Source organism: Streptomyces sp. NPDC005181 (assembly GCF_040608395.1).
Classification (GTDB): domain Bacteria; phylum Actinomycetota; class Actinomycetes; order Streptomycetales; family Streptomycetaceae; genus Streptomyces.
Genome location: NZ_JBEXID010000002.1, coordinates 1 through 16,022, shown reverse-complemented (window position 1 = coordinate 16,022; position 16,022 = coordinate 1). Strand labels below are relative to the sequence as shown.

Genomic DNA, 16,022 nt, shown 5'->3' with positions numbered 1-16,022 from the left:
GGCGCCACCCCGGGAGACCGGCAGGACCCGGAACGATCGGGGCCGCCCCGACAGCGCGTTCTGCCCGAAATGCGACCCTCATCCGCCTGCCGTAGCGTGATGCGAGGGCCAGCCAAGGTGTGGCGGAAAACCCTCTGTCCATACGGCGAGAACTTGGTCATTCGTCGGTCGGCCCGTCCGCGCCCACTCCAGGGGCATCGCATCTCGGCACCGCAACCACCAACGACCCGCTTCGCGCAATTCCGCGCGTACCGCGCCGCAGTGGCGGCCGTCCGCCGGCGGATGTCCCGGATCTGTTCAGGGCTCGGCCGTGTGGACCACCGTCCGCTAGGAGGAGATCCATGGCGGTACTCTGCAAGCCGGCAATCGCAGTTCCCGAGTACGTCATCACCAAAGACGAAACACTCGAACTGGCACAACGGTTGCACGGTGACCATCCGCAGCTCAGTCTCGTCCTGCGTCTGATCGAGAACACCGGTGTGCAGAAACGGCACCTGATCCAGCCGATCGAAAAGGTGCTGGAGCACCCGGGGTTCGACGCCCGCAGCATCGTCTACGAGGCGCAGACCAAGGACCGGGTGCCGGCTGTCGTCCGCCAGGCACTCGACCAGGCGGAACTCGAGCCGTCACAGATCGACTTGATCATCTACGTGTCCTGCACCGGCTTCATGATGCCTCCGCCGACTGCCTGGCTCATCGGCAAGATGGGCTTCCGGCCGGAGACACGACAGATGCCGATCGCCCAACTCGGCTGCGCCGCAGGCGGCGCAGCCGTGAACCGGGCCCACGACTTCTGCACGGCGTACCCCGACGCCAACGCCCTCATCATCGCCTGCGAGTTCTGCTCGCTGTGCTACCAGCCCACCGATCTGGGTGTGGGATCCCTGCTGTCCAACGGTCTGTTCGGCGACGGGATCGCCGCCGCAGTGGTACGGGGCCGCGGCGGCACCGGGATCCGCCTGGAACGCAACGGCTCGTACATCATTCCGGACACCGAGGACTGGATCTCCTACGCGGTCCGGTCCACGGGCTTCCACTTCCAGCTCGACAAGCGCGTACCCGGGACCATGGAGCCACTCGCCCCGGCCCTCAACGCCGTGGCGGAGCAGCACCAATGGAACGCCAGCAAGCTGGACTTCTACATCATCCACGCGGGCGGTCCGCGCATCCTGGACGACCTGAGCCGCTTCCTCGACGTGCCGCCCGAGGCGTTCCGCTTCAGCCGGGCGACGCTCACCGAGTACGGCAACATAGCCAGCGCGGTGGTACTCGACGCACTGGCCCGCATGTTCGACGAGGCGTCAACTCTCCACGGCCACCGCGGCATGATGGCCGGCTTCGGGCCCGGCATCACCGCCGAGATCTCCCTGGGGACCTGGACCTCGGAGCCCGAGGCAGAGGGCTGAGCCGCACAACAGCACGTTGTGCACGCCCGGCAGCGTGACCGCGGCTCCGGCGCACCACCTCCGGCCCCCGGCCCTCAGGCGCTGTCCGCAGCCCGAGGGCCGGGGGCAGTGGTTACGGGACAGCCCGTGATCCGCTCCAACCGCAGCCCCGCACCAGCGCCCGTGCCGCCGGAATCCGGCCGGTCCCGATGGGCTACATTCACCGGCCATGACATGACCGTCCGATGCCGTCCCGAGCAGTCCTCGATCGCTCGCGCGGGCCGCACAGATACTCATAGGGCTGTACGCCCTGCTCGACCCCATGCGACCGAGGCTCTTCGACGCAACCGACCACGGGCTCTTCTACTCCCGCTACGTGTCGGCTTCCTTCCTCGTGGGGCTCGCCACGCTCGTCACCTTCCTCCTCTGGTTCCGCCGATGCCGGTACAACGCCCAGGCGCTGTCGGTCGGCCCGTTCGCCCACACACCGGGCTGGGCGGTGGGCGCCTGGTTCACGCCGGTGCTGATGTGGTGGCGGCCCCGTCGTATCGCTCTCGACATCCACCGGGCCGTCGGTCACGACCCCGCCCCGGAGACCACCGTCGCCCTCATCAACGCCTGGTGGGCGACGTGGATCGCGCACATGACCGCAGCGGTCATCGCCACCCGCAGGGACTACGCCGACTCCGTAGCCCTCTCGGTAACAGCGCAGGTGCTGTATCTGATCGCCGCGGTACTCGTCATCCTGGTCATCCAGCGGATCACCGCCGCGCAGACGAGGGCCGTCGCCACATACGTACCGGCCGAGTCGCCGGCTGCCTGACCGCCCTGCAACGGTTTGGCTCGCGACCACGCCGGGAGCACTGAACTACCAAGGGCCGTGCGGCTCTACCCGCTTCGAGATCGCCGTCCGGACATCCCGAGCCCGCCAGGTCCGGCGACACGGAACCGACCGTCCTCGGTACATGTTCAGTCGCGCGGGAGCCGCATCGCCAGGCCGTCGAGGACGACTTCCAGGCCGTAGGCGAACTTGGTTTCGCGAATCTCGACGGGGTCGAGAGCCACGGGGGCGGCGTAGGCGTCGGCGAGGTGGTCGTGGCCGGCCGCGGCCCGCTGGGCGGCAGGCATGAGGCGGGCGATGAAGGCTGCTTCGGTCTCGCCGGAGCGGGCGACCGTGGTGAGCCAGGCCGCCTCCGTGGTGCTCATGCCGATGACGTAGGACAGGACGGTGTCGATCGCACGGCTCGGCTCGGGAAAGCCGGCGGCCGTGAACAGGACGGCCAGTCGCTCGGAGAAGGACATGAGGTTGGGGCCCAGGTAGGCGAGGCCCGCCTGACCGAGGACCGAGGACAGCCACGGGTGGCGCAGGGCGGTCGCCCGGAAGGACCGGGCGGCCTCGGTGGCGGCGGCGCGCCAGTCGGCGCTGTCGGCCTTGGGGTCTCCCCGGACGAAGTCCGGGGAGGGGACGGTGATCTCGGCGGCGACCTCGTCCACCGCGAGCTCCATCAGCTCGTCCTTGGTCGCGACGTGCCGGTAGAGGGAGGTCGCGCCGGCGTTCAGGCGGGCACCGAGCTTGCGCATGCTCAGCGCTTCGATGCCCTCGGCGTCCAGCATGGCGATCGCCTCGCGGACGATCGCGGCCCGGCTGAGTGCGGGCTGGTCGGGCGCGGGCTGCTGCCGGGCCCACACGGACGGGATCGGGTTCGTCTTGGCGGCCATGACCCTCCTTCAAGGCGTACAGCGTTCGCATTCAGCGTACAGGAAGGGACCTTGCGAACGCCGTACTCACGTGCGTACAGTGTTCGCATCGCAGGAACATCGTGCGCAGGCCGAGAGGAAACCCCATGGAAACCCGTAATCCGCGCCGCTGGTGGATTCTCCTCGTGCTGTGCCTCAGCACGCTGATCCTGGTGGTCGACAGCATGGCGCTGACCGTCGCGGTGCCGTCGATGACCGAGGACATCGGCGCGAGCGCCCAGGACATCCAATGGATCCTCGACTCCTACATCCTGGTCTTCGCCGGGCTCCTGCTCACCTCCGGCAGCCTCGGCGACCGGTTCGGCCGCCGGAAGATCGTGATCATCGGCCTGTTGCTCTTCGGGGCGGCATCGCTGGCCGCGACCTTCTGCGCGAACCCCGGCGAGGTGATCGCAGCGCGGGTCGCGATGGGCGTCGGCGGAGCGCTGATCATGCCCTCGACGCTGTCGATCCTCATCACCGTCTTCGACGAGGAGGAACGCCCCAAGGCGATGGCGGCGTGGGGCTCGGTGTCGATGCTCGGCCTGGTCGGCAGCCCGGTGCTCGGCGGCGTACTGATCGACCACTTCTCCTGGCACTCGATCTTCTTCATCAACGTCCCGGTCGTGGCGCTGGCCGTCCTGGCGGCCCTCATCCTCATGCCGGAGTCGAAGGGGCCGTGGCAGAAGCCCGACCCGATCGGAGCGGTGCTGTCCGCGGTCGGCATGACCGCCCTGATCTGGTGGATCATCGAGCTCCCCCAGCACGGCGCCTTCGGCGGCCGCTCGGCAATCACCCTGGCCGTCGCGGTAGTCGCCCTCGGCGGGTTCGTGGTCTGGGAGAACGTCACCCCCGCGCCGATGGTGCCGCTGGTCCTGTTCAAGCACCGCAACTTCAGCGGCGGTTCGCTCTCGCTGACCCTCGTGCAGATCGGCAACGGCGGCCTGCTGCTGGTGCTCACCCAGTACCTGCAGTTCGTGCTCGGCTATTCGCCGGTCAAGGCGGGCCTCGCGTTCGTGCCGCTGGCCGTCGCCGCGCTGATCGGCAACGCCGCCGGCGCCGGGCTCGCCGCGAAGATCGGCAACCGCTTCCTGGTGCTGGGCGGGATGCTCGTCATGGCCTCTTCCTTCGCGCTGCTGACCACCGTCTCGGCAGACTCCGGCTTCACCGTCCCGGCGGTCGCGCTCGGACTGCTCGGCCTCGGCGCCGGCCTCGCGATGCCGGCCGCGGTCGGCGCGCTGATGGGCACCATCCCGGCGGAGAAGGCTGGCGTCGGCTCGGCCCTGAACGACACCATCCAGCAGGCCGGTACCGCGCTCGGCATCGCCATCCTCGGCTCGCTCCTGACGAGCGGCTTCCGCAGCGAGATGCCCGCCGACGCACCCGAGCAGGCCAAGCAGTCGATCGTCGGCGCACTGGCCGCCGCCAACGGCGACACCGCGCTGGTCCACGCCGCCGGGGAAGCCTTCACCGCCTCGATGTCGACCACCTTCACCATCAGCGCGATCGGTGTCCTCGCCGCGGCCCTCCTGGCCACCCTGGTCATGCGCGACGCCAAGCCCGAGCCCGCCGCAGCCCGGGCGGACGAGGCCGAACTCATCGCCTCCTGACCTCGCCAAAGCACGGTGCCCACCAGCGGGGCCTCATCCGCTTCACCGGATGAGGCCCCGCTACGCGTGCCCCCTCTCTTCCTCCGCCTTCGCTGCACACTCCACCCAGAGCAGCTTCCCGCCCTGCCCCGGCAGGCCACCGCGCATCGGGTACGCACCCCAGCTGTCCGCCCAGAGAGTGACCAGATAGAGCCCACGCCCACGCTCGGCAAGCTCCGCCGGTGCCTCCGCGCTCCATTCGAACGGGGCCGGGATGTGCGGGTTGGTGTCCCAGACGCTCAGCCTGATCCGATCCCGCCCGGCGTCGCGCAGACGTAGGGAGTACGGGCCCGTGGAGTGCAGGTAGGCGTTGGTGACCAGCTCGCCCGCCAGGAGTTCCGCGGTCTCGGTGAGCCCGCTCATGCCGTGTACGCGCAGGACGGAACGGAGGGTGGTACGGGCTACGCCGGGGGCACGGGGATCCTGTGGGAGTTGGAGGGTGTACGTCCAGGGCGGCGTTACGGTGGCCAGAACCATGGAAGTCTCCGATCGCGGAGGGAAGTTGGATCGTGCGTTTCTGGTTGCCCGGTGACGAGGCCGCTCCGTCGAGCGGGGTACTTCCGGGCGGACGGCCTGGACCTCAAGCTAGCGGCTCACCGCATAAAGTATTTGCCCGATCGACAATTGCTTGAGAGAAGCACTCGTGTGAGTGACGCCATCACCACTGTGTCCAGCAAGGAGAGTTGACGCATGGCGCTCAGAGGCAATCCCAGCGTCCGGCGACTACGCCTCGGGACCGAACTGCGCAGGTTGCGAGATCGCGCAGGGCTCACCGCCACTGAGGGCGCGCGCCTGCTCGGCATCAGCCAGGCCCAGCTCAGCAACATCGAGGCGAGCCGTTTCGGTGTGAGTCCGGAGCGACTGCGTGCCATGGCTCGCAACTATCGCTGCTCAGACACCGCTTACATCCAGGGATTGCTGGATCTCGCCGGGGAGCGCACGCCCGGCTGGTGGGAGACGTTCCGCGAGGTCCTGCCCGCTCCTCTGCTGGACATCGCCGAACTGGAGCACCACGCAACCGGACTGCAGTCCGCCAATACTGCCCATATCCCGGGCCTTCTCCAGACCACGGACCACGCTCGCGAGATCTTTCGGCAGGTCGTACCCGAGTTCTCCCGTTCGGACATCGAACACCGAGTGAACCACCGGCTCCAGCGACAGGCCATCCTCTACCGCACAGCTTCGCCGCCGTACCAAGCGGTCATCCACGAAGCAGCGCTCCGCGTACCGGTCGGTGGCACGACCATCGCCAAGGCCCAGCTGCGCCATCTACTGGAACAGAGCGAGCGCGAGCACATCACGATCCAGGTGATCCCGTTCGCCATCGGCGCCTATCCCGGATCAGGCCAGACAATCCTGTACGTACGCGGATCGGCACCCCGACTCGACACCGTCTCCCTGGACCAGTCGCACGGCCCCGCTCTGGTGGACGCCGAGGCAGAGCTGGAGGCTTACCGCCTCCTCCTGGCCCGCATGGAGGCGGTCGCACTGACACCGGCCAAGTCCCGTGACTTCATCCATAGCCTGGTCAACGAGCTGTGAAGGAGCCCACCATGCCCTCGCACCAGTGGCAGAAGTCGTCGTACTGCGGACAGGGCGAGTCCTGCGTACACGTCGCCGCCCACGACAACACGATCAACGTCACCGAGAGCAGCGACCCCACCGGCGCGATACTCCGCACCACCCCCACCGCCTGGGCCGCCCTCCTCCGAAGCGTCAAGGACGGCACCAACCATGGCTGACCGGGACGTAGCCGCCGACCTCACCTGGGTCCGCGCCGCTCCCGAGGGTGAAGAGGGCCCCGGCCCCTGGATCGAGCTCGCCTTCGGCCCGGACGAGCTCGTCCACCTTCGAGAGACCGGCGACCCGACCACCATCGTCACGACCACCCGGACGAAATGGGAGGCCTTCACCAAGGGCGTCATCGCCGGCGAGTTCGACCACTTCGCCGCACTCGACAACCAGGGCCCGGCCACCCTGTCCTGACCGCTCGGCGCCGGCCTGTCGGACCGCACGAGCCGGTGTGCTCCCGCCAACTCACCGGCTGCTTCTCCGGAACCGTTCGGAACTGTTCGCTGCTCGCCCGACCGGCCGGCGTTCGCCACGCAACGAACCCGTCCGCGCATTGAACCCGCTGCTGTCCGGGCACAACAGAGCACATCGCCACCGTCAGGCCCCGGCAGCAAGGACTGAGCCATGAACCGTCTCGCGCGCTTGATCAACATCACGGACGATGTGCCGGGCCGGATTCTGCACTGGAACTTCTTCATCGGCGGCCACTTGAGCGCCTCAGTACCCGTACGTCTCGTCGAGCGCACGGACGAGGGCCAGCTGGTGTGGATGGAGACAGGCGCGCCCATGTGGCGCACGGAGCTCCCGGGAGGGGCGCATCTTCGCGACATCGCCCCGGACGACCGGCCTGCCGCCGGATACCCGGTGGTCCCCGGCCGCTGGCCGATGGGCAGCGCCCTGTTCTATCAGCCCACCGGCGCCGCACATTCCGTACTCTGGCTCTTCGGCCGCAGGGGGAAGTTCCGTGGTTGGTACGTGAATCTGGAGCGCCGCGTCCACCACGGCGATGACATCGACATCGCCGACCACGAGCTCGACATCAACGTGGCGCCGGACCGGTCCTGGCAGTGGAAGGACGAGGAGTCCTTCGCCGAGAAGACCGGCCACCCCGTCTACTGGTCGGCCGACGAAGCGGCAGCCATCCGCGCCGAGGGCGCGCGAGTCGCACGGCTCGCCGAGGCCGGAACCTTTCCCTTTGACGGCTCCTGGTGCGACTTCCGGCCGCCGAAGACCTGGACGACACCGCCCCGCCCGCCGGGCCCCCGCCGCCCCCTTCTCTGACTGCCCCTCACCCCGCCTGCCCTGATGGGTGCAGTTACGGAAACGAAGCGGGCCTCGGCCAGGGTGGCGGGATGCCAATCGTTGCCCGGGGTCACCCTCCGTGATACACAGAGTAACCATATGTGTTCGGTCATACACCGATTCGATCCGCAGGTCAGGGCGGTCGGACCGATCAAACGTGCGAGATCCCATGAAAGAGAGCCGCCAAGTCGTCGTACGTGGGCGGATTCATCAGCGAAGATAGAGAGTGACCCTTGTCGTACGGCAGGGGAAGCGAACTACCCAACAGGGGCGGTGACTTACATGGTCCTGGCAGCTGACACTGATAAGGGCGATATCAGCACCATCATCAACGGCATCGCTCCCAAGTGGGGGCCGTTCGGAGCCCTGGGTGACGAAGCCAAGGTGATGATCGAGGTCGTCATGGCCGTTGCCATTCTGCTCTGCTTCGGCATCGCCATCTGGGGAGCGGCCAAGCAGCGCATCGGCGCGACGGCGCTGCGCGACACGTTCAGCGCGGAACAAGGCAAGGGTCTGATTGTTGCCGGTTTGACCGGTGTGTTCATCATCGGATCGCTGGGAACCCTGTTCACCATCGTCTACGGGATGGCCATCTAACCGTCCGCCAACCTGCCCGGAGGTGCCGTTCCCGCCCCGGTTCCGCTCCCACACCACCCGTCCGTCGTGCCCACCGGCAGAGGTTGCGTCTCCCTGATGTCGAGTCACCACACCGCGCCCACGCGGGAACCAGCACGGCTACCGTCGTACTACGCGGAATCGCACACGGTTGAGGGGGCCAACGCGGCATGAGTCTCGGCGACGATCACGGCTACGGCAACGATTCGCGCTCGGGCCGTACAGACGATGGATACAGCACCCTCGGCGGTACGCGCCAGACCCGTACCCGATTTGCCGACGGCGCAGGCGGCGACGGCTTCGGCGGCAGCCGCCGCCCGGCCCGCAGCTCGCGGTCCCTGGTCATGGTGGTCGGCGTGGTCGTTCTGCTCATCGCTGCTATCGCGTTCGCGAACATGGGCGGGGGCAGCGACGACAGCGGCTCCTCGGGCGGGAACAACGGCGACAGCAAGGCCGGCGCGGCGCCGACGGCAGCGACGGGCACGAAGCCGGTGAAGGGGAAGAACGGCGCGATCGCGTCGGGGTTCGCGCATGACGAGCAGGGTGCGCAGAGCGCGGCGGCGAACTACTCGGTGGCGCTTGGCTCAGCCGAGATGTTCAACAAGGCCAAACGGGACAGCATCCTGAACGCCGTCATTGCGCCCGCTTCTGTAAACGGGTTCCGCAGCACCCTCGACCAGGCCTACTCCTCGCAGTTCTTCAAGAACGTCGGCCTCAACGAAGACGGATCAACCCCTGAAGGCTTCACCTTCATCTCGCGCACCACGCCCATCGGCACCAAGGTCACGAAGAACTCCGGTGACCGGATCACCGTAGAGGTCTGGTGCACGGGCCTGATCGGGCTGGCGGGCGAGGGGTCAACCAAGCCCGTAACGGATGGCTGGTTCACCATCACGATGGTGCTGGAGTGGATCGATGGCGACTGGAAGGCCGTCACCCACTCCCAGAAGGACGGTCCCGCCCCCGTGGGAAGCGACACAAGGGCGTCCAGTGCCGACGAGATCGCTGGCGCGGTCAATGGGTTCGGAGGCTTCACCTATGCCCGGTAGTCCGTATCGACGCGTGAGGTCTGTCGCAGCGCTAGTGACAGCGGTACAGGTGTCCGCCATCCTGCTGGCCACAAGAGTTGCCGCTGCCCCGTCGCCGAGCCCCAGCCCGAGTAAGAGCAACAACGCCTGCGACCTCATCCATGGCCCGGCCAAGGACTACTGCGAAAACGGCGACGCCGGCAGCCCCAGCACCACCTCCCCCGACGACGCCGCCAACGCCCTCGACCCCCTCTCCTCGCTCGCCCGCGGTTGCGCCGACGCCGCGGCCTGGATCGTCGGCAAGCTCAGCGAGGCAGTCAAAGGCACCGCGAACGTCGACTTCACGAACCCCAAGTTCCTCCAGCAGTACGCGGTCATCTTCGCCGCGTCCACCGTCCTCACGCTCGTCCTCTGGCTGCTCGCGGTGGCCAAGCGCGCCATCCGTGGTGTTCCGGTGGCCACCGCGATCTCCGAGGCTGTCGGGTTTCTCTGGCTGACCGTGCTCGCCTCCGCGTTCACGCCGCTGATCCTCTACACGGTCGTCTCGGCGACCGACGGGGTCACCGACGTCATCGCGTCGTCCTCCGGCGGGCAGACGGACGTCTTCTTCGGGGCGTTCGCCGAGGCGCTCGACAAGGGCTCCGACATCGGCGGCGGACCGATCATGCTGATCGTCGTCTCGCTCGTGTCGATCCTCGCCGCGGGCGTGCTCTGGCTGGAGCTCGTGATCCGGGCGGCCCTGCTCTACGTCGGCGCGCTGCTTGGCGTCGTCGTCTACTCCGGGCTGGTCGACAAGAACATGTGGGGCCACGTCCGCCGCTGGGCGGGCATCATGATCGCGGTGATCATGGTGAAGCCGGTCATCGTCATCGTCCTCGGGCTGGCCGGCGCGCTCTCCTCCGACGGCGGGCCGAACGCGTTCTCCGCGGTCGTCTCCGGCCTCGCCATCATCCTGCTCGCCATCTTCGCCTCAGCGATGATCTACCGGTTCGTGCCCGGCTTCGGCGACGAGATCCAGGGTGCCCGCACCAACCGCAAGCAGGCCACCGACGGCGCCCAGGCCGCCGCCCTGATCAGTTCCCCGGCCGCTCTCGTCTCCCAGGGCATCAAGACCCACAGCAGCCGCAGCGGCGGGGGCGGCGACAGCGGCGCCGGATCCGGCAGCGGCGGCAGGCCCGCCAACCCGGTCAGCGGCGGGGTGGCCGCGCACAGCTCCCGTGACACCGCCGGGAGCGGGGTCGGCGGCGGATCTGTCCCCTCCGCCGCACCTCCGCCCCGCAGCGGATCGGGACCCACGTCCGGCACCCCGCACAGCAGCCGCACCCCCCGAGGCGGCGGTACAGGCAGCTCAGGTAACAACAGCACAGGAGGTGGAGGGCGTTGACGACCCAGTCCCATCCGGTCACGCCCCGCCGTACGTATCTCATCGGCCGGGCCCGGCCGAACGCGATCGTCGGCAAGAACCGCGAGACCGGCGAGATCGCATTGATCATCGTCGGCGCGTTCCTCGGCATGATGAGCGGGCTGATCGTCCCCGTCCTGTCCCTGCGGATCGTGCTGCTCACGGGCTTCCCGCTGGTTGCGCTGGCGATGGTGTACGTCCCGTACAAGCACCGCACCTTCTACAAGTGGTTCGAGATCAACCGCAGCTTCAAGCGGTCCCTGCGCCGCGGCACCGCGTACCGTTCCGCCGCCATGGAAGCAGGCGTACGGGCCGACGGCCGCGAGATCGAGATCGGGCCGCCCCCCGGCATCGGCCGGATCAACTGGCTGGCCGCACCCTTCGGCCCCGATGAGATCGCCGTACTGCTGCACGCCGACCGCCGCACCGTCACCGCGGCGATCGAGATCGAGGGACCGGGCGTCGGGCTGCGCGACAGCGAGGACCAGGAGGCGCTGGTCGACCGCTTCGGCACACTCCTCAAGCATGTGGCCAACGGCGACGGCTTCGTGACCCGCATTCAGATGCTGGCCCGCACCCTCCCCGCCGACCCCGACGCACACGCCAAGGACGTCGCCCAGCGCGGCGACAAGGCGGCTCCGGGCTGGCTGCAGGAGTCGTACGACCAGCTCCAGTCGATGGTCTCCACCTCCAGCGAACAACACCGCGCCTACCTCGTCGCCTGCATGCACTTCAACCGCGAACTGGCCGCCGAGGCGAACGCCATGGCCCGCGCCGCCCGCCCGCAGGCCGGCCGCAAGCTCGACCGGGACGCGGGCCTCGCCGTCGTCATGGCGCGCGAACTCACCGACATCTGCGCCCGCCTCGCCGAGGCGGACATCCGCGTACGCCAGCCGCTCGGCCAGAGCCGGCTCGCCTCGCTCGTGCACTCGATGTACGACCCCGACCATCCCATCGACCACATCCAGGCGATGACGAAGCGCAACGCCTGGCCCGCCGAGCTGGATGCCGTCGAGCCGACGTTCCTGCAGGCCAAGACCCGTGAGTCGTCGACCCGCGCGCCCTGGTGCCACGCCACGGCATGGGTGAAGGAGTGGCCGATGACGCCTGTCGGCGTCAACTTCCTGGCCCCTCTCCTCGTACACACCCCGGACGTCATCCGTACGGTCGCGGTCTGCATGGACCTCGAACCCACCGAGGTCGCCATCGAGCGGATGCTCACGGAGAAGACGAACGACGAGGCCGAGGCGAGCCGTCAGGCCAAGATGAACCGGACCGTCGACCCGCGCGACATCGCCGCCCACGGCAGGCTCGACCAGCGGGGTGAAGATCTCGCGAGCGGCGCGGCCGGGGTGAACCTCGTGGGGTACATCACCGTGTCGTCGCGATCACCCGAGGCCCTCGCCCGCGACAAGCGGACGATCCGGGCCTCGGCCGGCAAGTCGTACCTGAAGCTGGAGTGGTGCGACCGCGAGCACCACCGCGCTTTTGTGAACACGCTGCCGTTCGCCACCGGCATCCGTCGCTAACCGAGAGGACAGTCACGCCATGCGAGATCCGCTGTCCGCGTTGTCGGATGCCTTCACCTCCTTCCTCTTCGGGAAGGTGGAGACGACCAGACTGCCCGTGCGCACCTCCACCGGACAGGCCCAGGCCGTCTACCTGCCCACCGCGGCCCCCGGCCTCGGCGACTCCGGCGTGATCATCGGCCGCGAGGTGTACTCCGGCAAGGGCTACATCTACGACCCCTTCCAGCTGTACGGACAGCAGCTCCCCGCCCCGCACTGGCTGGTGCTCGGCGAGTCCGGCAACGGCAAGTCCGCGCTCGAGAAGACGTACGTGCTCCGCCAGCTCAGGTTCCGCGACCGCCAGGTCGTGGTCCTCGACGCGCAGGGCGAGGACGGCGTCGGCGAGTGGAACCTCATCGCCCAGGAGCTCGGTCTCACCCCCATCCGGCTCGACCCGACCTCGGCCCTGAACGGCGGCATCCGGCTCAACCCGCTGGACCCCTCGATCACCACGACCGGCCAACTTGCTCTGCTCCGTACGATCATCGAAGTCGCGATGGGCCACGGCCTCGACGAGCGGTCCGGCTTCGCGCTGAAGGTCGCGCACGCCTACGTCAACCAGACGATCACCGACCGGCAGCCGGTGCTCACCGATATCGTCGAGCAACTGCGCCACCCGGAACCCGAGTCCGCCGAGGCGATGAACGTCGACATAGACGACGTACGGGCGTGGGGCCTCGATGTCGCCCTCGTCCTGGACCGACTGGTCGACGGCGACCTGCGCGGCATGTTCGACGGCCCGACCTCGGCCGGCATCGACCTGGACTCACCGCTGATCGTCTTCGACCTGTCGCACATCGACCGGAACTCGATCGCCATGCCGATCCTGATGGCCATCGTCGGCGTCTGGCTGGAACACACCTGGATCAGGCCCGACCGGAAGAAACGCATCTTCCTGGTCGAGGAGGCCTGGCACATCATCAACTCCCCGTTCGTCGCCCAGCTCTTCCAGCGCCTGCTGAAATTCGGCCGACGGCTGGGCCTGTCGTTCGTCGCCGTCGTCCACCATCTCAGCGACGTGGTCGACGGGGCCGCAGCACGCGAGGCGGCGGCGATCCTGAAGATGGCCTCGACCCGGACGATCTACGCGCAGAAGGCCGACGAGGCCAGAGCGACCGGGCGCGTACTCGGCCTGCCCCGCTGGGCGGTCGAGATCATTCCCACCCTCACTCCCGGCATCGCGGTATGGGACGTCAACGGCAACGTACAGGTCGTCAAACACCTGATCACCGAAGCGGAACGCCCCCTCGTCTACACCGACCGCGCCATGACCGAGTCCTCTGTCGCAGATCAGTTGCCGGAGGACGTCCGAGCCGCGGAGCTGGAGGCGGAGCAGCGCGCGGCACGCATCGAGCACCTGCAACGACTGAACGAGTCGTCCGAGTCAACGGTGGCATGACATGGCGGGACGCACAGAGCAGCAGACCGGACCCAACACCGGCGGCACCGGCGGTGTCCCGGACGGTCTGCTGGTCGGCCTGCTGGGCTTCCTGCTCGGGCTGACTGTCCTCGTCTGGACGGCCACCGGCCTGTCCGGACTGTTCACGCACGGCGCCTGGCCGAAGGGTGTCACCTTCACCGAGACCCCACTGGCCATGCGCCGGCTGGCGGCGGGCCCGCACGACATCCCGGCCGCCTGGCCCGGCACACCGGCGGGGGAGCTCTCCGGATATGGGCTGTTCTGGGGCCTGTTCATCGGCGAACTCATGGTGCTGATGGTGCTGACGGTGTTCGTGATGGGCGTGGTGACCCGCTGGCGAGCGGTACGGGCACGCCGACGGGAAGAGCGCCGACAGGAAGATTATGAGGACCGTTACGCGGGGCACATGCAGCACGCCGAGCCCGCCGCAGTGGAAGCGGTGGAAGCCGTAGGAGCAACCGCCCCTGCGGCACCGATCCCCGCCCCTGAGCCGGCCCCCACGACCACAGCCACAGCCACAGAAGCGCCCGCCGAGGCCGATCTCCGGACAGAGGTCCTCCCCCTCGCTCCGGCCGTCCCCTCCCCTCGCACGCCCCTCGTCGTCTACGGCCCGGCGGCCACCCGCCGTCCCACCGTCGTCCAGGCCATCCGGGAGGCCGACGGACCGGCCCTCGTCGTCACGTCCGACCCCACCGTCTGGGCGGAGACGAAGGACGCCCGCGCCAAACTCGGCCCGGTCCTCGTCTACGACCCGGGTCACCTCTGCGACACCCCGGCCCGCCTCCACTGGTCGCCCACCGCGGGGTGCGACGCCACGGACACGGCGGCCGCCCGCGCCATCGCTCTCCTCGCCCCGGTCCGGCCGCAGGCCCGTCTCGACGCGATGACGGCCGAGACCGCGGAGACCCTCCTCCAGTGCTGGCTGCACGCCGCCGCCATAGACGGTCGGCCGTTCCGCCAGGTGCACCGCTGGGCCCTCGGCGGCAACGCCCATGAACCGGTGCGGCTCCTCCGCACCCATCCCAAGGCCGCCTCCGGACTCGCCGGCCTGCTGGAGTCCGCGCTCACCGGTCATCCCGAACGCCGGGAGATGGCACAGGCCCTGACGGTACGGGCGTTCGCCGCACTTTCCTCGGTCCACATCCGCGAAGCCTGCACACCGAACCGATCCGATGCGCTCGCACTGGAATCTTTTGCGGGCGAAGGGGGCACGCTTTATGTGGTCGGTGAACCCATCGAACATCCTCGCTCCGGACCGGGTGCGATGCCCCTGCTCACCGCCCTCGCCTCACACGTGGTCGAGCACGGCCGCCGCATGGCCGCACGGTCAACCGACGGTCGGCTCGACCCACCAATGACGCTCGTCCTCGACGACGTCGCGGCCGTGGCGCCCCTTCCCCAGCTCCCGGAGCTGCTCTCGACGGGCCAGGACCACGGCCTGCCGACGCTGGTCCTGCTCCGCTCTCAGGAACAGGCCCGAGCCCGCTGGACTTCCCCGCTCCAGCCGTAACGCAGCGGCCGGAACAGTGGCCAGGAACGGGAGTTCAGGCGCCGAGCGGGCCGACAGTACGCCGAGCGGGTACTGAAGACGTCAGACGGGGCGGACGATCTCGTACTCCAGCTCCAGCGCCGTCGGATCGCCCGGCACGGCGAGGGTCGCCCCGGACGGTACGAAACCGAACCGCCGGTAGAAGGCAGCGGCCCGCGGATTGTTCTCGTGCACATACAGCCGCACCCGCTCGATCCGCGGCTCGCCCAGTGACCACGCCCAGTCGACCCCAGCGCGGAACAACTGCTCGGCCAGCCCACTGCCCCGCGCCTCCGGCCGTACGAACACCCCGACCACATGGGCCTGGTGAACCTTGGCCGGCTCACCGAACCGCAGATCCCCGTCCGGCCGCTCGACAAGCACGCTGACCGACCCCGCCCAGCTCCCGTCGGGCGCCTCGGCGACGAACTGACGCACCTCGTCACCACTGGCCTCGGCCCCACCGACCGTGCGGCCCTGCCAGAACTCGTCGGGCTGGGCCACGGCCTGCTCGTACGTCTCCAGAAAGGCCACCGGCGCCACAGGATCCTGCAGAGCGGCGAGCCGGAGCTCCTTGGCGAGCGCCCATTCCTCGGCGCGTACGGGGCGAATCACATAGTCCATAAACCGATCCTCTCCGAGTTCCCCTTCCCGAGCAAAAAAATTCTGCCCGTGAACGCAGGAAAGCCCCGCACCAGAGGTGCGGGGCTTTCCCGGAATAATTGTTCGGCGGCGTCCTACTCTCCCACAGGGTCCCCCCTGCAGTACCATCGGCGCTGAAAGGCTTAGCTTCCGGGTTCGGAATGTAACCGGGCG

At 68.6% G+C, this 16,022-nt stretch carries 16 protein-coding genes and 1 rRNA gene; 13 read left to right on the top strand and 4 right to left on the bottom strand.

Going from position 1 to position 16,022, the window contains the following annotated elements:
- Positions 1-341: 341 nt before the first annotated feature.
- Both ABZV38_RS01955 and ABZV38_RS01950 read left to right on the top strand, forming a co-directional pair.
- Positions 342-1,406 (top strand): type III polyketide synthase, encoded by a 1,065-nt coding sequence (locus ABZV38_RS01955; RefSeq protein ID WP_356323525.1) that lies wholly within the window; start codon positions 342-344, stop codon positions 1,404-1,406.
- A 301-nt stretch (positions 1,407-1,707) separates the two neighbouring features.
- Positions 1,708-2,208, top strand: coding sequence for a DUF4328 domain-containing protein (locus ABZV38_RS01950; RefSeq protein WP_356323523.1), 501 nt, complete (start codon positions 1,708-1,710; stop codon positions 2,206-2,208).
- A 146-nt stretch (positions 2,209-2,354) separates the two neighbouring features.
- On the opposite strand, the gene ABZV38_RS01945 is transcribed toward ABZV38_RS01950, so the two are convergent.
- A complete protein-coding gene (locus ABZV38_RS01945; RefSeq protein ID WP_356323521.1) occupies positions 2,355-3,104 on the bottom strand; it encodes a TetR/AcrR family transcriptional regulator C-terminal domain-containing protein in 750 nt (249 codons plus the stop codon).
- Between the two features lie 125 nt (positions 3,105-3,229).
- Here ABZV38_RS01945 and ABZV38_RS01940 point away from each other — a divergent pair, with 125 nt between their 5' ends.
- Entirely contained in the window at positions 3,230-4,732 is a 1,503-nt protein-coding gene (locus tag ABZV38_RS01940; protein WP_356323519.1) for an MFS transporter, read from the top strand.
- Between the two features lie 60 nt (positions 4,733-4,792).
- Here the strand turns inward: ABZV38_RS01940 and ABZV38_RS01935 are convergent, their stop codons facing one another.
- Complete coding sequence (locus tag ABZV38_RS01935) at positions 4,793-5,248, bottom strand: ATP-binding protein (protein WP_356323517.1); 456 nt, start codon at positions 5,246-5,248, stop codon at positions 4,793-4,795.
- A gap of 213 nt (positions 5,249-5,461) precedes the next feature.
- Between ABZV38_RS01935 and ABZV38_RS01930 the strand changes: the two genes are divergently transcribed.
- The 10 genes from ABZV38_RS01930 to ABZV38_RS01885 all read left to right on the top strand — a co-directional run bounded on the left by ABZV38_RS01930 (position 5,462) and on the right by ABZV38_RS01885 (position 15,188).
- Entirely contained in the window at positions 5,462-6,313 is an 852-nt protein-coding gene (locus ABZV38_RS01930; protein WP_356323515.1) for a helix-turn-helix transcriptional regulator, read from the top strand.
- A gap of 11 nt (positions 6,314-6,324) precedes the next feature.
- Positions 6,325-6,513 (top strand): DUF397 domain-containing protein, encoded by a 189-nt coding sequence (locus ABZV38_RS01925; RefSeq protein WP_356323513.1) that lies wholly within the window; start codon positions 6,325-6,327, stop codon positions 6,511-6,513.
- Positions 6,506-6,757, top strand: coding sequence for a DUF397 domain-containing protein (locus ABZV38_RS01920; RefSeq protein WP_356323511.1), 252 nt, complete (start codon positions 6,506-6,508; stop codon positions 6,755-6,757). The genes ABZV38_RS01925 and ABZV38_RS01920 overlap by 8 nt, the downstream gene beginning before the upstream one ends.
- Before the next feature lie 210 nt (positions 6,758-6,967).
- Positions 6,968-7,624: a DUF402 domain-containing protein gene (locus ABZV38_RS01915; protein WP_356323509.1), complete on the top strand. Its 657-nt coding sequence runs from the start codon at positions 6,968-6,970 to the stop codon at positions 7,622-7,624.
- A 303-nt stretch (positions 7,625-7,927) separates the two neighbouring features.
- Positions 7,928-8,242, top strand: a complete 315-nt coding sequence (locus ABZV38_RS01910; RefSeq protein ID WP_356323904.1) for a hypothetical protein — start codon at positions 7,928-7,930, stop codon at positions 8,240-8,242.
- Between the two features lie 188 nt (positions 8,243-8,430).
- Positions 8,431-9,309: a hypothetical protein gene (locus ABZV38_RS01905; RefSeq protein WP_356323507.1), complete on the top strand. Its 879-nt coding sequence runs from the start codon at positions 8,431-8,433 to the stop codon at positions 9,307-9,309.
- The gene (locus tag ABZV38_RS01900; RefSeq protein WP_356323505.1) at positions 9,299-10,672 is read left to right on the top strand and encodes a hypothetical protein; all 1,374 of its coding nucleotides are present in this window, start codon (positions 9,299-9,301) and stop codon (positions 10,670-10,672) included. The genes ABZV38_RS01905 and ABZV38_RS01900 overlap by 11 nt, the downstream gene beginning before the upstream one ends.
- Positions 10,669-12,219, top strand: a complete 1,551-nt coding sequence (locus ABZV38_RS01895) for an SCO6880 family protein (RefSeq protein ID WP_356323503.1) — start codon at positions 10,669-10,671, stop codon at positions 12,217-12,219. The genes ABZV38_RS01900 and ABZV38_RS01895 overlap by 4 nt, the downstream gene beginning before the upstream one ends.
- Before the next feature lie 19 nt (positions 12,220-12,238).
- The gene (locus tag ABZV38_RS01890; protein ID WP_356323502.1) at positions 12,239-13,657 is read left to right on the top strand and encodes an ATP-binding protein; all 1,419 of its coding nucleotides are present in this window, start codon (positions 12,239-12,241) and stop codon (positions 13,655-13,657) included.
- Between the two features lies 1 nt (position 13,658).
- Entirely contained in the window at positions 13,659-15,188 is a 1,530-nt protein-coding gene (locus tag ABZV38_RS01885; protein ID WP_356323500.1) for a type IV secretory system conjugative DNA transfer family protein, read from the top strand.
- 81 nt (positions 15,189-15,269) lie between these two features.
- On the opposite strand, the gene ABZV38_RS01880 is transcribed toward ABZV38_RS01885, so the two are convergent.
- Together ABZV38_RS01880 and rrf are read right to left on the bottom strand one after the other, a co-directional pair.
- Positions 15,270-15,830 (bottom strand): GNAT family N-acetyltransferase, encoded by a 561-nt coding sequence (locus ABZV38_RS01880; protein WP_356323498.1) that lies wholly within the window; start codon positions 15,828-15,830, stop codon positions 15,270-15,272.
- 100 nt (positions 15,831-15,930) lie between these two features.
- A 5S ribosomal RNA gene (rrf, locus tag ABZV38_RS01875) occupies positions 15,931-16,022 on the bottom strand; the annotation flags it as partial.